We start from the raw sequence: 16971 nt of genomic DNA on the forward strand, positions 1-16971 counted from the left end.
AATCTTTTTCTATTTTAAGTGCAGCGGATTATTGGCTGAAAATTTCAGCGCAGTGTGTCCTTGCTTCCCGCTGAGGCTATCCTTGCACATGCGATCATTTTATACGCTTGGGTAATACTGTATTGTTCAGGTAATATCCCAAACCATTACGCTAAATTATTGTTGTTATTAAGTGGCGATAACATAATTTGTATAAGGTCGCTGTCACAAAATCTTAAATTATAGTATAGGTATGAAAAATGTAGCACACCAGATTGTGGGTCTTTTAAAGGATGCGGGAATTCAGCGTATTTATGCCGTAACAGGCGATAGTTTAAATTTTTTCAACGAAGCAGTTCATGCGGATGGAACGATGCAATGGATACATGTTAGACATGAGGAAGTGGGGGCATTTGCCGCAACGGCAGAGGCTGATTTGCACGGGATCGCCTGTTGTGCGGGAAGCAGTGGACCAGGACATGTGCATCTGATTAATGGTGTTTATGAAGCGCACAAAACTCGGGTACCCATGCTTGTGATTGCATCAACCTGTGCTACATACGAATTTGGAACCGATTATTTTCAAGAAACCAATCCAATCAAGTTGTTTGACGATTGTTCTTGCTATAATCAAATGATTACCCGGCCCGAGCAAGTGCAACGTATGGTGCAAAATGCATTACAGCAAGCCATTTCGAAACGGGATGTTGCGGTTATCGGTTTGCCTGGTGATGTATCAGAAATGGAAGCGGTTCAAATGAATACCTCAACGAAGGTGTTTTTCACTGAACCTCAGGTGAGGCCTTCGGATATGGAAATCGGGCGCCTGGCGCAGTATATCAACCAGGCTGAAAAGGTGACTTTGTTTTGTGGAGTGGGCGCCAAGAAAGCACAGGAACAAATTGTGGCGTTATCACAAAAGATCCATGCGCCAGTAGGTTATTCATTTAAAGCAAAGTTGGATATTCAACGCGACAATCCCAATGAAATCGGTATGACCGGACTTTTGGGTATGGCGTCTGCATTTCAAAGTATGCATCATTCGGATCTTATTTTACTTTTGGGGACTGATTTCCCTTATAAAGATTTTATACCGACGAATAAAACCATTGTTCAGATTGATATTGAAGGCGAAAAGCTTGGGCGCAGATCTATCGTAGATTATGGGCTAGTGGGCGATATCAAGCATACCTTAAAAGCGGTATTGCCCTTTGTGGAAGCGCGTTCGGATACAAAATTTCTGGAGAAGCAGCTTGCATCCTATGCAAAAGTCAAGGAAGATCTCATGACTTATGTGGACGATTCGGGCAGCGAATGCGCGATACAGCCTGAATTTGTTGCACATACCATTGATCAAAAAGCCAGTGAGGATGCGATTTTTCTGCTTGATACCGGGATGTGCTGTGTGTGGGGAGCACGTTATATTAATCAGCGAAAGGATCGTATCATGCTAGGGTCTTTTAATCATGGGTCTATGGCTAATGCCATGCCAATGGCTATTGGAGCGGCATTGACACATCCTGAACGTCAGGTTATTGCTTTTTGTGGTGATGGGGGACTATCCATGTTGTTGGGGGATCTCGCTACGATAAAACAATATAACTTACCGATTAAAATCATCGTCTTTAACAACCGTGCACTTGGTATGGTTAAATTAGAAATGCAGGTATCAGGTCTGAAAGATCAGGAAACCAATATGGTCAATCCAGATTTTGCGATGATCGCTCAAGCGATGGGAATACGCGCATTTACGGTGACTCAGCCCCAAGAGGTGGATGCTGTTATCACTGAAGCTCTTGGCATGACGGATGAGCCTGTCCTGATCGATGTATATACCAATCCCAATGCATTGGCTATGCCGCCCAAGATATCCTTCAGTCAAATGAAAGGGATGACAGAAAGTATGGCAAAATTAATGTTGTCGGGTAATTTCGAAGAAGTATGGGATACCATTAAGTCGAACTATAAACATTTGAAATCGCTTTAATCACTTGTGATATTCGAATTGTTAAACATATTAAAAGCCCCTCGAAGCATAACAGCAGAGGGGCTTGTTTTGTGTTAAAAGTGAATTCGTTGCTGTCAAGCGATACGTTACTGACAGGCACTAATAGTCGAAATTTGGAGTAAAATGTTATCTCAACATTGACGTTGAACAAACCAAAGACTTTTAAGCAATTCTTCTTTACAGCGTCTGAGTTTTTCAACTTTGGATTCGGAAGAAATGGTAACTTGCTCTTTAACAATAATAGCTAAGTCTGTTTCAATGGACAATTTTGTGAGTGATGTACATCCACTATCAAATTTCTTAAAGCTTACATCTTTCATACTAATATTGGTTAAGAATTCCTGAATTTTATAGAGTACAATTTACTAATAAAAATTAGCTTTACAATAAGCCTGCAATAATTTTATTGTTACTAAATTGTTTATTTTTAATAGCTTATATCGTGCTAAAATAGCCGAGTGCTATCTAACTTATAAACAATATTTGCTTGCTTTTTGTTTTCTGAATTTTAAATTTTTAAATGTTAGTTATTTAAAACAAAATTTCTTTTGAATTGCTATCTATACTATCAAACAAAAAAACACGATGAGAATAATCAATTTTGGATTTATAGTGTTGCTGTGTTGCGCTGCTTGCCATCAGGAACAAAAAAAACAGGATACTTCGGCGAAACTCGATGACACTGTTCAAAGTACTAAACCATTGGATACCGGGAGGTTTCTTACAGGAAAGAGTACGTATCAATACCTTAAAAATGGCGATACCATTTCATTATCAATCACTGTTGATGGAGAAAAGGTTCAGGGTGATCTAAGCTATGCCTGGAAGGAAAAAGATCGTAATAGCGGACATATTGATGGCGTATTAAAGGGGGATATTTTAACTGCCGATTATACTTTTTCTTCTGAGGGACAGGAATCCGTCCGCCAGGTAATATTTAAACTATCCAAGGAGCGTGCACTGGAAGGTTATGGTGCGATGGAGGAGAAGGCTGGAAAAATGACTTTTGCCGATCCTAAAAAGATAGCTTTTGATGAGAAATTCGCCTTAGAAAATTTAGCGAAGGGCCAATGAGATCAGCTTGGGAATAAAAATTAAGAGGCCGATCAATAGTGCAGTGATGCTGCTGATCATCACTGCCGCTGCGGCAATATCTTTAATTTTTTTTATGTTTGGATTATTTTCAGGACAGATAAAGTCGGCTATATTTTCCAATGCGGTATTTAACAATTCACAGACAAATACAAAACCAATGGAAAAGAGTACAGCAATCCATTCGTGGGTACTTATGTGAAGCACAAATGACAGGGTAATGGCAATAATGGCCGCAGTACAATGCACCCTGAAATTATGTTCTTCCTGCCAGGCTGTTTTTAGCCCACTGAAGGCATAGTGAAAACTCTTTAATCTAGCACGAAATGAAAAGTTATTTTTGGCCATAGTTGTCCTACTATTTTCTGTAAAGATAGCGCTTTCTGCTTATCTAGGCATACTGGATTTTTTATTGTATTTAGTCCGAGTTATTCCTTTGCCATATCCATCTGATCCGCTTTCTTGTTCATCCATTTTACTTTATAGGGCTTTTATTACAAATGCAGCCTAATTTTGAGTAAATTGCTGTATGATCTATAATTTTGATAAAACGATTGTTCGTCGTGGTACCGAATCGGTCAAATGGAATCAACATGATTATGACGATTTGATTCCACTCTGGGTTGCGGATATGGACTTTCCAGCAGCACAACCTGTTGTGGATGCGCTTGCGCAGCGGGTTCAACATGCGGTATATGGGTATGCCACTATTCCAGCTGCTTTTTACAGCGCGGTTATGAGCTGGTCTTCGCAGCGGCATAAATTTGTACTTCAGCCGGAATGGATACTTCCTGTGATCGGTGTGGTACCGGCGCTTTCGGCTTTGGTTAGCGCATTTACTTCACCGGGTGATAAGGTTTTGGTTCAAGAGCCTGTATATCATTGTTTTTTTTCCTCAATAGAACGCAATCAAGCCGAGGTGGTTTCCAATGACTTGATTTACCGCAATGGCGAGTATGCTATTGATTTTGAAGATTTTGAATATAAAGCAAGTGATCCGAAAGTCAAGTTATTTATTTTATGTAGTCCACATAATCCCGCTGGCCGTGTTTGGACTAGAGCTGAGCTTGAACGTCTCGGTGAAATCTGTTTGCGGCATCAGGTCTTAATCATTTCGGATGAAATTCATTGCGATCTGGTATTTGACGGCCATACGCATATTCCTTTTGGGAGCATCAGTGCAGCCTTTTTGGCGAATTCGATTACCTGTGTAGCACCGAGTAAAACCTTTAATTTGGCAGGACTCCAGGTCGCTACGGTCTTCGTGGCCGATCCTGAACTCAGAAGGAACGTGCAGCAGGCTTTCTTAGCCAACGAGATAAGTAGCATAAGTCCCTTTGCTATTACAGGCCTGATCGCAGCGTATGAGTCGGGTGGGGAATGGTTGGATCAAGCTTTAAGCTACATTCATGCGAATTATGTTTATTTGAAAGGCTTTATGGCTGAATACCTGCCTGCTTTGCATGTCCTTCCTTTGGAGGGTACTTATCTGGTATGGGTAGATTGCGCCGCTTTGGGGATTTCAAGTCGAAAATTGGGGCAGCTCTTATTGGACGAGGCACATGTACAGGTCAATGTCGGTGCGATGTATGGCAAGGGGAGTGACGCCTTTATTCGCCTCAACATTGCTTGTTCAAGGGAAGTCTTGACAACAGGCTTGTTGCGTTTGAAGATTGTTTTCTCCTCTTTACTGCAAGGAGCAAAATAGTATACGGATAAATTCTAAGTGAGGAGTTGAATAGGTTCTGATATACGGCGAGTTTTCGGCTCATAGTATCGTGGATCATGGTATCTTCCCGCTTAGCGAAAAGAAAATAGCCTAATGAACAAAAAAAATCCGCTGTATCTCTCGATGCAGCGGATTTTTTGAGGTTTGTTTTAGACCCTATTAAATACCCATTTCTTTCAGAATGAAATGCGCGTTGTCGATTTTATCGGCAACCCAGAGGACATAACGAATGTCGACTCCGATAGATCTGCTGTAACTCTCGTTCCAGGCGAAATCATTAATTGTTGCATCATAAGCACGGTCAAAATTTACACCGATTAATTCACCATTGGCATTCATTATTGGAGATCCTGAATTTCCGCCTGTAGTATCCATATCATATAAGATATTGACCGGCACAGAACCCAGATCTTTTTGAAGATAAGGACCAAAATTCTTATTGAGGTAAGCTGTCTTGATTTCTTGCGGGTAATCAAATTCTTCTAAACCAAGATTTCCTTTTTGAATGATTCCTTCGATTGTCGTGAATGGCTTCATATAAGTTGCATCAGCAGGAGAGTAGCCTTTGATGTGCCCATACGTCAGACGTAAGGTTGAATTTGCATCAGGAATAAAGTTTTTGGCCTGAAAAATTTCCTTGACGGCAACATAATCGCCCATTAATTTGTTCAGTACCCCTTCACGTCGTTTTTGTTCAGCAGCGAACTGGACAATATCACTGTTCAATTTGCCCTGGAAATCCAATAATTTGTCGTCAAATTTCTGGAGTGCATCGGCATTGGCCAAGACAGTATTTAGTATGTAATTTTGATCGCCAAGTTTACTGTTCTGAATAATCTCTGTTGCAAATTCTTGTGCGGTACCCGTATTAAATTGCAATTTCTGAATGGAAGCCAATTGATTTTTACCTTGGAATGCGATGGCATCTTCCAACATTCGGGAAAAAATACGCTGATCAGCCTGCTTATTGTAGCTTTCGTAGGTTTCTTTAACAGCGGTTTTTAATTTTTCGATATTCAGATCGAAAAGCTGCTTGGCAGCTTGGGAAGATTTTTCCTTTGCCAAGTTGGTTTTCAGAACGTTTAGGTCGCGGGCTACTTTCAATAAGCTCGTACTATTGTAAATATTATTGATCCAAAGTTCTTTCAGGGCATCTTGATCGCTCAGCTGATAATAGGCGTCAATATCAGTGAGTAGGCTTCCATATTTGTTTTTCAGTTCGGGTTTACTTAAGATAAACGCTGCCAGTGCTTCGTCTTCTTGTTTTTTTGTCGATAGCAAGTCGATTCCTCGTAAGCCCTTGAGTTTACCACGATAGTTTTTCAATACATTCGCATTACGTTTTATGCGTGTTGCCAAGGACAAGGCGATATCGGTATTGTCTTTTCCTGCTTCCTCCATCTGTTTATTTTGGAAATCATACAGGTTGGATACGTAAGGCAAAAGATATTCTTGTTGATATCGAATATATTGTGCTGGTCTGTGTCGGAATGTTTTTCCGGGATAACCAAGGATAAAGGTGAAATCATTTTCCTGTACACCATTTGGATTGACTTTAAGGTGTTTTTTGGGCTGGTACGGAACGTTGTCTTTAGAATAAGGTGCAGATTTTCCGTTTTTGCCGACATAAGCTCTCAGAAAAGAATAATCTCCGGTGTGGCGTGGCCATACCCAGTTATCTGTTTCGCCACCAAATTCACCGATGTTTTGACGTGGAATATAAACCAAACGAACGTCTTCAATTGTTTTATAACGGAATAGGACATAACTTTTACCGATAAACATTTCCGATACTTCAGCTTTAATCGTGGGATCTTCTTTTTCCGCTTGTTTAACCAGTTCTTGTTGTTTACGTTTGATCGTATTGATACGCTCTACCGGGTCACTGATGTTGGCGACAGCATTCAATATTTTAGCGGAAACATCCTCATAAGAATCGGTAATTCTTATTTTTAATCCTTTTGCCTCAATTTCCTGTTCTTGATTTTGTGCGACAAACCCGTTTTTTAGGTAATTGTTGATTGCAGTACTTGCAAGTTGAACGGCAGAAAAAGCGCAGTGGTGATTGGTAATGATCAAACCACGGTTTGAGACAAACGATCCTGTACATCCACTGACTTGAACCAGGGCATCTACCAGTCCGACCTGACCGGGATTGTAGATATCTTTCTCACTGATCTTTAACCCAGCTTTCTTCAATCCAGCTCTATTTAGTTCGCTCAATGGAAACATTCCCTCATCGGGATTTGCCTTGCTGTAAGGACTGTTTGCCATGGTTAAGAATAAAGCTAGTGCAATTGTCGTGCGATTTATAAACTTCATAGGATTTTAACTATCAACTGTTGTAAATCTCCAAATTTAAGAAAAGCATTTTGATGAAATCGATTTTTTATGTGAACTAATGTAACAATAGTGGATATACTGGACCTTTTTGGCAAGGTATTTATTGTATATTCGGCAGGCCAAATGCTCCTGTTGACTTTAATTATAAAGGATTTGACATTGGTTTACGACAGGATTCGTAATTTTGTGCTTTAAAGATAGTAAGATGACCTTAATCCAACTGGAATATATTATAGCTGTTGATACCTACCGAAGTTTTGTTGCAGCTGCAGAAAAATGTTTTGTCACGCAACCTACGTTGAGCATGCAAATACAAAAACTTGAAGAGTCTTTAGGGGCTAAAATCTTCGACCGGAGCCGTCAGCCTGTTGTTCCTACAGAAATCGGCGAGAAAATTATTCTTCAAGCTCGATTGGTATTGACGGAAAGCCGAAAGATCAATGAGATCGTACAGGATAAAAAAGGGGAAATTGAGGGTACACTACGGGTCGGTGTTATCCCGACAATCGCACCTTATTTACTTCCGAATGTGCTCACCACATTTATGGAGAAATATCCAAAGCTACAATTACAGATTTGGGAATATACGACAGAACGGATTGTGCATGAATTGAAGGTCGGACTTCTGGACTGTGGTGTGCTATCTACTCCCTTAAATGACCCCGGGATTTTGGAATCACCCTTATTTTACGAAAATTTTGTCGCTTATATTTCAGCCAATAGTCCGCTGTTTCCAAAAAAAATACTGAGTGGTGATGATATTGCCGATGATAAACTTTGGTTGCTCAATGAGGGCCATTGTATGCGCGGGCAGGTGCTTAATATTTGTCATCATAAACATAATCAAGATCTTACAGGGCGATTTGAGTATAATACGGGTAGCGTAGAGACTTTAAAACGTATGGTAGATATCAACGACGGAATCACGATATTGCCTGAGTTGTCGATTTGGGATTATTCCGATGAACAATTGGATCGGATCCGTTATTTCAAATCACCGGAACCAGTACGGGAGATATCATTGGTGACGACGCAAAATTATGTAAAGAGACATGCAATTTCGGCCTTAGAAAAAGAAATATTGGCCGTAGTACCCGATAAATTCAAAACAAAAAAGAAAAAGGAAGTGTTGAGCTTTCAATAGGACGATATGAGAAACCTCAAAAGACGTTTTTTTAAAAAAATAGACCAGATCAATCAATGGCGGATGAAGAAAGTTTCTAACCGGAACTTTATCATTATACTCGCATTTTTGGTTGGAATTGTTGGTGGTATTATGGCATCTGTGCTAAAAAGATTAACCCATTTTATTGCAACGACTATACAGGATGATATCGATTGGAAAGTAAAATACTCGGTTTACTTGATTTTTCCATTGATAGGGATTTTGCTCAGCGTGTTTTTTGTTCGCAAATTTTTGAAAGGGAAGAAGATGGAGCACGGGATTACCCCGATTATTTATGCCATCAGTCGGAAGGGCAGCCGATTGGATCCCAGCAATATTTATTCTCAGGTGGTGACATCGGCTATTACCGTTGGCTTTGGCGGGTCCTGTGGTTTGGAAGCTCCTGTTGCTTTGGGTGGTTCTTCTATTGGTTCTAATATCGCCCGTTTTTTTGGATTGCAGTATAAGGAAGTTACCATGTTATTGGCTTGTGGTGCAGCTGCAGGAATTTCAGGCGCCTTCAACAGCCCTTTGGCAGGAATGATTTTTGCTATCGAGATCTTGCTTCCCGAATTTTCCATTCCAGTGTTCATTCCTTTGCTGATCTCATCGGCATTGGCTTCTGTTGTCTCTCGGGTGCTTTATAATGAACCCTTATTCAGTACATTCAATTCCGATTGGCAAGTTTCGGCATTGTTGTTTTATTTGCTATTAGCTGTGCTGATTGGGCTTTATACGATTTACTTTGCACGTGTTTCCAGGAGTGTGGGGAAATGGTTTTCTAAGATTAAGAATCCCTATAATAAAGTGTGGGTCAGTGGTATCGCCTTGGGTCTGATGATTTTTGTATTCCCAGCGCTGTATGGTGAGGGCTATATTACCATTCAGCAGATTCTCAATGGTCAGTTTAATTCGATTGTTAAGAACAGCTTGTTCTCAGACTACAAAGATATGGGATTAGTAGTTTTGGGTTATACAATATTGACTTTATTTGGAAAATCGCTTGCTGCATTATTTACATTAAATGGCGGTGGAAATGGTGGGGTATTTGGGCCAAGTTTAGTGATGGGAGGTCTGTTGGGCTTTGCATTTTCTTATGGTGTAAATTTGACTGGAATTGCCGAGCTAAATGTACCAAATTTTGTGGTAGCGGGGATGGCCGGTGCGTTGAGCGGCATTATGCATGCGCCATTGACGGGCATATTTTTGATTGCAGAAGTGACCGGAGGTTATACTTTGATGGTTCCATTGATGCTGGTTTGTTCCATTTCCTATTTGATTAATCGGTCGGTTTTAAAGCATTCCATTTACACCAAGGTATTGGCGGAGTCTGGCGATCTGATTTCTTATGAAGACAAGGATCGATCCGTGTTAAGTATGATGCGGATAAAATATGTATTGGAAACTAATTTTGTGATCTTACGCCCCGACGAAACACCAAAAGGTCGACAAACAGACATTATCCATAGTAAACGCAATATCTTTCCAGTGGTTGATTACGAGGGCAAATTTATGGGGCTTCTTTATAGCGAGTTTCTATTCTCCGTATTATTGGGTGAAGTGGATGGGGGGGATACGACTTTCGAAAAGTTAGCTCAGAAGCCAAATGATACGGTAGGAATCAATGAAAACATGGAAATCGTGATGGCTAAAATGAATAAGGACGACACGTGGATACTTCCAGTTTTGGGGGATGAAAATAAGTATATGGGCTTTGTTTCCAAATCGAGTGTATTCAACAAATATCGCGCGTTATTGATACGTCAGGGACACTATTTGGAGTAAACTGAGTATACATTGTTAGAACCCGAAACGAAGCGGGTTCGGATATGCTCCCTTGGGTCGGCTTTAAACCCGAGGAAGCATAGCAAATTTTTTAAGCGCGTAAAGCCATTATCTTTGTGACATATTTTCCGATAATATCAAACTCCAAGTTGACTGTGCTACCCACTTCAACTTGTTGCAAGTTGGTATGCTCTAGTGTATACGGAATGATAGCAACTGAAAACCGATCGTCTTTAGAGTCTACTACGGTCAAGCTGATACCATTTACGGTAATGGATCCTTTTTCTACGGTGATATTTTGTTTGGAAACATCATATTGAAAGGTAAAAATAAAACTACCATTTTCATCTTTCTTTTGGATACAACGCGCAGTCTGGTCTACATGTCCTTGGACGATATGTCCATCAAATCTTCCGCCGGCCAAAGTACAACGTTCCAGATTGATCAGGTCGCCCACCTTTAATTGAGCGAGATTTGTCTTCTGCAAGGTTTCATCAATTGCCGTCACTTTATGCTGATCATTGTTCAATCCAACAACAGTAAGGCAAACACCATTATGACTTACACTCTGGTCTATTTTAAGTTCATTGGAAATAGCAGAACTGACGTAAAAATGGATATTGCTTTTTTCCTGTTCGATATTTTCTATTTTTCCTAGGGTTTCTATGATTCCAGTAAACATGATATTTTTTTTGATTGATTCCAAAGTTACTAAATAATTAAATGAAATATCGATGTTTAGATCGCACAAATGTGGTAGATAAGAGCTCATGGTAATTACATCTGAAATCAGACTTCACCACCAAATTAAGTTGAATGGCAGACTTGAAAGTTAAGGGGCAATCAACAATTGTGGTCTGTATTGACCTGTAGGGTGTATTTACGGATGCAATTGAGTGCGTAAAGATAAAAGTGATAGATAAAATGAGGGTAGGAGATGACCGGTCATTCTGTTGTAAAGATAAATAATGCAAGGGTTAAATACTGTGGTTGGGACTAGCTGAGCGAAGCAACCAAAAAAATAACCTGTTGAAAAATGCAAAAAGATTGTAGTGTACATTGTACACTTACTATTCCTTTTGTGATTGCTGTGCTAAAACAAATTTATGGGAGTTGAAAAAAAATATAACAAAATTTTTGTTTATATCATTTGAACCACTATCTTTGTCCTAGGTTTAGGTTGATTGCCTCTTACAAAGAGGTATTTATAAAAGCTTAGCAGGTCGCCCGACCGAATGCTAAGCTTTTTTTTGTGATCATTTTTTTTGATTATTATTTTCCTAAACGATTGATAGGTAGTTGTTTACTTTGTTTTATAAATTTCTGGGAGGAGGATGCGGGCTGTGCGGTAGCAGTTAACTTTTGAAGGTATACCAAGCTGTCAGCATTAGGATGGTGAGATATTCAAATTTTTTCGATTTGAAACGTTCTTTTAACGCATGCAATGCTTTGGATCTCGCATAATAGATGGTTGATGCAGTTGTGTTCAATGTTTCGCAAATTTCATCTGTATTCAAGCCTTCCAAAAAACTGAGCTTGCAGATCTGAGCTTGTTGTTTGGGAAGCAAATTGATTTCAGCAAGTAACAACTCGGTGAGTTCTGTTCGGAATATCTTCTTGAGTACATCTTCATCCGGAACCGACATATGCTGCAGAATATCGAGTTCCTCTTTCCGTATTTTGAATTGCGTAGTTCTTTGCATATCGATACAGGCATTTTTAGTGGCGATAAAAAGAAAGGCTTTGAGGCTTTCATAATGCTCAACCTTTTGTCTATTATTCCAGAGTTTAACAAAAACATCGGAGACAATTTCCTCGGCATCGGTTTTGTTACGGAGGTAAGAAAAGGCAAAATAGCGTAAAGAATGACCAAAATGATCCATAAAAAAGCATAAAGCCATTTCATCACCTTCTTTCAGTGTATTGATGTATGATTCTATTTGCCGCATACTTGGTTATTGATCGTTTTACGTTGGCCTTCGGAATATGTTACACTCCTGTGTGGTCAATACGTCATTCAATAGGTAAATTCACATTCGAGCCCCGCTATGGATTGCTTGGCTAAATTACATAAAAAACTTGGGTTGTCATGATTCAATCCGGACAACCCAAGTTTTTTAAGATTAAAAAATTAAGAAAGAAATCGATTTATTTTTTAATCATCTTATTCGCTACAATCTCCCATTCCTGTATATGAGCAGGCTGGTGTTCATTATTGACAATTTCATCGAAATGCAGCAGCATTTGTGGGTGCTGTACCGCGATATCTTTTTCTTCCCAAGGGTCTGTTGTTAAATCATATAATTGCCATTTTCCTTTAGGGTTTTTCTTCAGATCGAGTTTGACTGCCTTCCAGCGTCCTTCGCGTATGGCGATCTGGCCGCCCTTTTCTGGATATTCGAAATAAAGATATTGATGTTTTTGTTGGTTCTTTTCACCCAGCCAGGTTGGAAGGAGGGAGAGCCCATTGCTGTGGCCGGGGCTTTGTTGAACCAGCTGTGCGAAGGTCGCCATGAGATCGTATTGGGCCGAAATCAAATCTGTTTCGGAATTCGCTTTGATATGGTTGGGCCACCTGACAATTAACGGAACTTTGATACCACCTTCAAAAACATCCATTTTCAATCCCCGAAGTGAATCGACACTGCGGAAAAAACGATAATCTATGCCCCCATTAAAGCCAGTTCCGTTGTCACTGGAGAATAAAATAATGGTATTGTCATCTATTCCCAATGCTTTGATATGCTTCATAATCGTGCCGACCTGGTCATCCAGATAGGTGATCATACCGGCATAGGTTGCTCTTGGATAGGGGGTAGCCGTATAGCCGTCCTGTCCGTAATAAGGTTTGTCATGGAAGAGGTCCTTATATTTATCTACATATTCCTGGGGAACTTGTAGTGATAAGTGTGGCAATGTATAAGGAAGGTATAAGAAAAAAGGTTTGCTTTGGTTTTTGTCGATAAAAGCCAGTGCTTTCTCTGTCATTAGTTCAGGTGCATATTCCTTACCGTCAAACTGTTTGAAGTCCTCCGCCGTGGCCTTACTGGAATCTAAAGGAGAATGGACAAATTTTTCCTTGTTTTGAAGGGGATATTTTGTTTCATTTTCCCAAAGATGTGTTGGGTAGTAATTGTGTGCCTGTTTCTGGTCCAGGTAACCGAAGAAATAGTCAAATCCCTGTTTATTGGGGCTTCCGGTGGAATTATTCATCCCAAGTCCCCACTTTCCAATGGCAGCGGTCTGGTAACCGGCTTTTTTAAATAGGTGAGCCATGGTATACGTTCCTTCAGGTAGTGGCATCTGGCCACCCTCGAGACTATCTGCGAAACCGCCCAATTCATAATTTCCGCGAATATAAGATTGGCCACCATGCTTGCCCGTTAATAACATGCAACGGGCTGGGGCGCATACAGGTGTACTTGTATAGTGGTTTATAAAGCGTAAACCTTCATGTGCCAGCTGCTGGATATGTGGTGTTTTGATCAATCGTTGTCCATAGGGCTCAGTTTCGGCATAACCTAAATCGTCCGCATAAAAAAATATAATATTGGGCAATTTATGCTGCTTTTTCTTTTGTTGTGCAAAAAGAGTCCCCCATCCGAGGAGGATGAGGGAGAGTCCAACTTTTAATTTCATTTTTTACGTTCTCCTTCCAATAACTGCTTGAGTTCTGCGACCTTTTCTGGATATTTTGAAGCCACATTATTCTTTTCGCCGATGTCATTTTTAAGATCGTATAACTGATCTTCCGGAAGACTTCCTGTTTCTGTATCGGTTAATTTCATGTAGGGGGAACCTTTGCTTGGCGCAATATATTTCCATTCGTCCTTTACGATGGCAAGTGTCTGTGCATGCTGAACCATACTGCTACGTCCCTTATTATCTTGACCGGTTAAGGTTTTCAAGAGCGGCGCGCTGTCTTTTGCTTCATCTGCTTTTAGTGGAACATCCAATAATTGGGCACTTGTTGCCAAGAGGTCTATTTGGCTGATCAATGCATTGGAAACTTTTCCCTGTGCAACGCCCTTGCCGCTTACGATAAAGGGCACGCGAGTTCCGCCTTCGAAGATGCTATATTTGCCGCCGCGTAGTGGACCTGCGGGTAAATGGCCATTTTGCTGGGCCACAGCGCCATCCATATAGCCGTCGTCGAGAACGGGGCCGTTGTCGCTGCTGAAAATTATAATCGTGTTTTTGTCAAGTCCCAAAAGTTGCAATTGCTGTTGAATTTGTCCGACGGTCCAATCCAATTGAAGGATTGCATCGCCGCGGTAGCCGAGTTTGCTTTTACCTTTAAATTGTGTTGCGGGCATGCGTGGGACGTGTGGTTCTGTCAAGCAGAAGTAGAGAAAGAACGGTTTGTTTTGATGTTGCGAAATAAAGTCCTGGGCTTTGTGAAGAAATGTTGTGGAAACTTCTTCGTCTACCCATCTGGCACGTGTTCCACCGCTCATGTAACCGATTCTTCCGATTCCGTTGACAATAGTTTGATTATGTCCCTGACCAGGTGAAGAATGCATTTTGAGCAGTTCGGGATGCTCTTTTCCTGTGGGGTCGTTACCTATTTTCTTTTCATAGTCGACCAGGATTGGATCATTGGCCTCTGCAGCGACGACCTGATCATTTTCAAGGAAAACCGTTGGGACGCGATCTGCTGTTGCAGGAAAAATGAATGAATAGTCAAAACCTACATCATTAGGCCCGGGTTTTATGGGTGCATTCCAGTCTTTTTGGACCTGATTTCCGAGTCCCATATGCCATTTGCCAACAATGGCAGTAGCATAGCCCGCATGTTTAAATACTTTGGGTAAGGTGATTTTATCAGTAGGAACGATTAGCTTGGCATCTCCGGGCAGAATGCCTGTCCCTTCCTGACGCCATGGATACGTTCCGGTCATCAATGCAAAACGGGAAGGGGTACAAGTTGCCGAAGTACTATGAGCATTGGTAAATCGTACGCCGCTTTGGGCGAGCTTATCCAGGTTGGGGGTTTCGATCTGTTTGGCACCATAGCTGCTTAAATCACCAAAACCAAGGTCGTCAGCATAAATATAGATCACATTCGGTTTATTGGCCTTTTGGGCAAAACTAACCGTGGGGAGCGCTGCGAAAAGGCTCGAGGAGAGTAATAACGTTAGGGATAGTGGCTTCTTCATATACGTTAAGTTTTGTTTAAAGGGTATCGTTTGACAATTGACGATACCCAAGATACTATTTTAAATTTGGATTGATATTAACTTCATTTTGCGGAATTGGCCAATGTTCATCTTGGCCAGTACGGAAGGACTTGCTGGTCACATACCATCGGCTATAAGGGTCTTTACTTCCACCGGATTTTATACGAAGATTTTTCGCATTTGGAAATGGGGCGCCATAAAAATCACCTTTCAGTACATCCTTTGCGATACCCCAACGTAGTAAATCCCAATAACGAAGTCCTTCCAATGCGAGTTCCACACGTCTTTCGTTGCGTAACGTCGTGCGCAAGGTGGCACTACTTTGGATGTTAATGGCTGGCATATTAACGCTGCTTCTTTTTCTGACAGCGTTGATGGTTTTGTCCAGTAGGTCGCTGGTAATAGGGTCTCCATTTTCGAGTTTGGCTTCAAGGTAACTCAGGAGAACTTCGGCGTAGCGTACAATAGGAACGTCGGCTCCAGAGTTTTGTAAGTTTCCACTAAACCCTTCGTCGTTGAACTTGCGTAATCCGTAGCCCGTACGTGTGGCCTGTTTTGTTGTGGTCAATTGGTCGATAGATAGGGTGGAGTCGGGGTGAGATGTATATTTAAGGTTTTTGAAACGATCACCATTCGTTATCACGGTGAAAGCTAAACGCGGATCCCGGTTTTTGCTGATGTCTTGCGCATTATATCGCGCATCATCGTACGAAAATGCCGTTCCATCGGTGAAACCATAGCTTTCTACAAGACTACCGAGCGGGCAGTGAAGATGCCAGCCGCCGGCGATTGCCGGAAAATTGTGCTGAAACATTCCGTTTCCGGCAAGATCAACCAAGTACTGCGTGGCAAAAATAATCTCTTTGCTCGTTTCGTTGGTTCCATTAAATAAGCCTGAATAGTTAGGATCTATGCTATTTTCATTGGCATTGATGATCTGCTCATAGCTTTTGATAGCGTCGGCGTAAGATTTTTCTGCCAGTTGGATGCGTCCAAGGAAAGCGAGGGCTGCCTGTTTGCTTGCGCGGCCCCTTTCTGCGGTAGTCAATTTGCCATAACTAGGTAAGTCGTTTGCTGCTTCCTGCAATTCACGCGCGACAAATGTAACCAATTCCTGTTTTTTCGCTTTGGAAACCTGATTTGCTTCACTGGGCGTTAAAGTTTTGGTAACTAAAGGGGCATCACCCCAGTATTGGGATAGGTAGAAATATTGGCAAGCACGAATAAACCGAGCTTCTGCTTTAAATCGTGCGAGTAGATCTGCTGAAATAGGAGTTTTATCTATGTTTTCAAGAAAATAATTTACACGGGCGATTTTCTTGTAGGTATACATCCAATAATTGTCTAAGTTGCTATTATTGCTTGTCAAGGTACCATCGGATAGTTTGTTGAAAACCGAATTATCACCACGTCTATCGTAGGCATTGTCCGAAGCAAACTCCAGGTAAAGCAGACCGTTATAGGACCACCAATCTGTGGGGCTGAATTCGGCGAGGGAGTTCATTTGTATTTCCGCTTTGTATAATCCTGTCAGCGCTGCTCGAGCATTCGTTTCGTTTGTCCAAAAGGTTTCGTTGGCAAATTTATCCAGTGGATTGGTTTCCAGTTGTTTTTTGCAACTGGTACTTAGGCTTGATGCAAAAAGAATGCATAAGGCCAATTTTATAGGTTTATATGAGATGTGTATCAT

13 protein-coding genes are annotated in these 16971 nt (G+C 41.0%); 5 read left to right on the forward strand and 8 right to left on the reverse strand.

Going from position 1 to position 16971, the window contains the following annotated elements; all coding sequences use genetic code 11:
- Positions 1-232: 232 nt before the first annotated feature.
- Positions 233-1966, forward strand: a complete 1734-nt coding sequence (locus ACLCDV_RS09835) for a thiamine pyrophosphate-dependent enzyme (RefSeq protein ID WP_411973554.1) — start codon at positions 233-235, stop codon at positions 1964-1966.
- Between the two features lie 152 nt (positions 1967-2118).
- Here the strand turns inward: ACLCDV_RS09835 and ACLCDV_RS09840 are convergent, their stop codons facing one another.
- Positions 2119-2307, reverse strand: coding sequence for a hypothetical protein (locus ACLCDV_RS09840; protein ID WP_075992013.1), 189 nt, complete (start codon positions 2305-2307; stop codon positions 2119-2121).
- 265 nt (positions 2308-2572) lie between these two features.
- Between ACLCDV_RS09840 and ACLCDV_RS09845 the strand changes: the two genes are divergently transcribed.
- Complete coding sequence (locus tag ACLCDV_RS09845) at positions 2573-3061, forward strand: hypothetical protein (protein ID WP_411973555.1); 489 nt, start codon at positions 2573-2575, stop codon at positions 3059-3061.
- On the opposite strand, the gene ACLCDV_RS09850 is transcribed toward ACLCDV_RS09845, so the two are convergent.
- Positions 3044-3427: a diacylglycerol kinase family protein gene (locus tag ACLCDV_RS09850; protein ID WP_317667398.1), complete on the reverse strand. Its 384-nt coding sequence runs from the start codon at positions 3425-3427 to the stop codon at positions 3044-3046. The two genes, ACLCDV_RS09845 and ACLCDV_RS09850, sit on opposite strands and share 18 nt — an antisense overlap.
- Before the next feature lie 181 nt (positions 3428-3608).
- On the opposite strand from ACLCDV_RS09850, the gene ACLCDV_RS09855 reads away from it, so the two are divergent.
- The gene (locus tag ACLCDV_RS09855; protein WP_411973556.1) at positions 3609-4787 is read left to right on the forward strand and encodes a MalY/PatB family protein; all 1179 of its coding nucleotides are present in this window, start codon (positions 3609-3611) and stop codon (positions 4785-4787) included.
- A 180-nt stretch (positions 4788-4967) separates the two neighbouring features.
- Here the strand turns inward: ACLCDV_RS09855 and ACLCDV_RS09860 are convergent, their stop codons facing one another.
- Positions 4968-7130 carry a S46 family peptidase gene (locus tag ACLCDV_RS09860; protein WP_411973557.1) on the reverse strand — a complete coding sequence of 721 codons (2163 nt, stop codon included), beginning with the start codon at positions 7128-7130 and terminating at the stop codon, positions 4968-4970.
- A gap of 226 nt (positions 7131-7356) precedes the next feature.
- Here ACLCDV_RS09860 and ACLCDV_RS09865 point away from each other — a divergent pair, with 226 nt between their 5' ends.
- Both ACLCDV_RS09865 and ACLCDV_RS09870 read left to right on the forward strand, forming a co-directional pair.
- Positions 7357-8295 carry a LysR substrate-binding domain-containing protein gene (locus ACLCDV_RS09865; protein ID WP_411973558.1) on the forward strand — a complete coding sequence of 313 codons (939 nt, stop codon included), beginning with the start codon at positions 7357-7359 and terminating at the stop codon, positions 8293-8295.
- A gap of 6 nt (positions 8296-8301) precedes the next feature.
- Positions 8302-10101 carry a chloride channel protein gene (locus ACLCDV_RS09870; RefSeq protein ID WP_075992018.1) on the forward strand — a complete coding sequence of 600 codons (1800 nt, stop codon included), beginning with the start codon at positions 8302-8304 and terminating at the stop codon, positions 10099-10101.
- A gap of 91 nt (positions 10102-10192) precedes the next feature.
- Here ACLCDV_RS09870 and ACLCDV_RS09875 read toward each other — a convergent pair whose 3' ends face one another.
- The 5 genes from ACLCDV_RS09875 to ACLCDV_RS09895 all read right to left on the reverse strand — a co-directional run bounded on the left by ACLCDV_RS09875 (position 10193) and on the right by ACLCDV_RS09895 (position 16971).
- A complete protein-coding gene (locus tag ACLCDV_RS09875; protein WP_333575466.1) occupies positions 10193-10783 on the reverse strand; it encodes a riboflavin synthase in 591 nt (196 codons plus the stop codon).
- Between the two features lie 673 nt (positions 10784-11456).
- On the reverse strand, positions 11457-12050 hold the full coding sequence (locus tag ACLCDV_RS09880; RefSeq protein WP_088161078.1) for an RNA polymerase sigma factor: 594 nt from the start codon (positions 12048-12050) through the stop codon (positions 11457-11459).
- A gap of 199 nt (positions 12051-12249) precedes the next feature.
- Positions 12250-13740 carry an arylsulfatase gene (locus ACLCDV_RS09885; protein WP_411973559.1) on the reverse strand — a complete coding sequence of 497 codons (1491 nt, stop codon included), beginning with the start codon at positions 13738-13740 and terminating at the stop codon, positions 12250-12252.
- Positions 13737-15260: a sulfatase-like hydrolase/transferase gene (locus ACLCDV_RS09890; RefSeq protein WP_411973560.1), complete on the reverse strand. Its 1524-nt coding sequence runs from the start codon at positions 15258-15260 to the stop codon at positions 13737-13739. Before ACLCDV_RS09890 ends, ACLCDV_RS09885 begins: the two co-directional genes overlap by 4 nt.
- Positions 15261-15315: 55 nt before the next feature.
- On the reverse strand, positions 15316-16971 hold the full coding sequence (locus ACLCDV_RS09895; RefSeq protein ID WP_411973561.1) for a RagB/SusD family nutrient uptake outer membrane protein: 1656 nt from the start codon (positions 16969-16971) through the stop codon (positions 15316-15318).

It is taken from the genome of Sphingobacterium sp. Lzh-3 (assembly GCF_046764375.1).
Classification (GTDB): Bacteria; Bacteroidota; Bacteroidia; order Sphingobacteriales; family Sphingobacteriaceae; genus Sphingobacterium.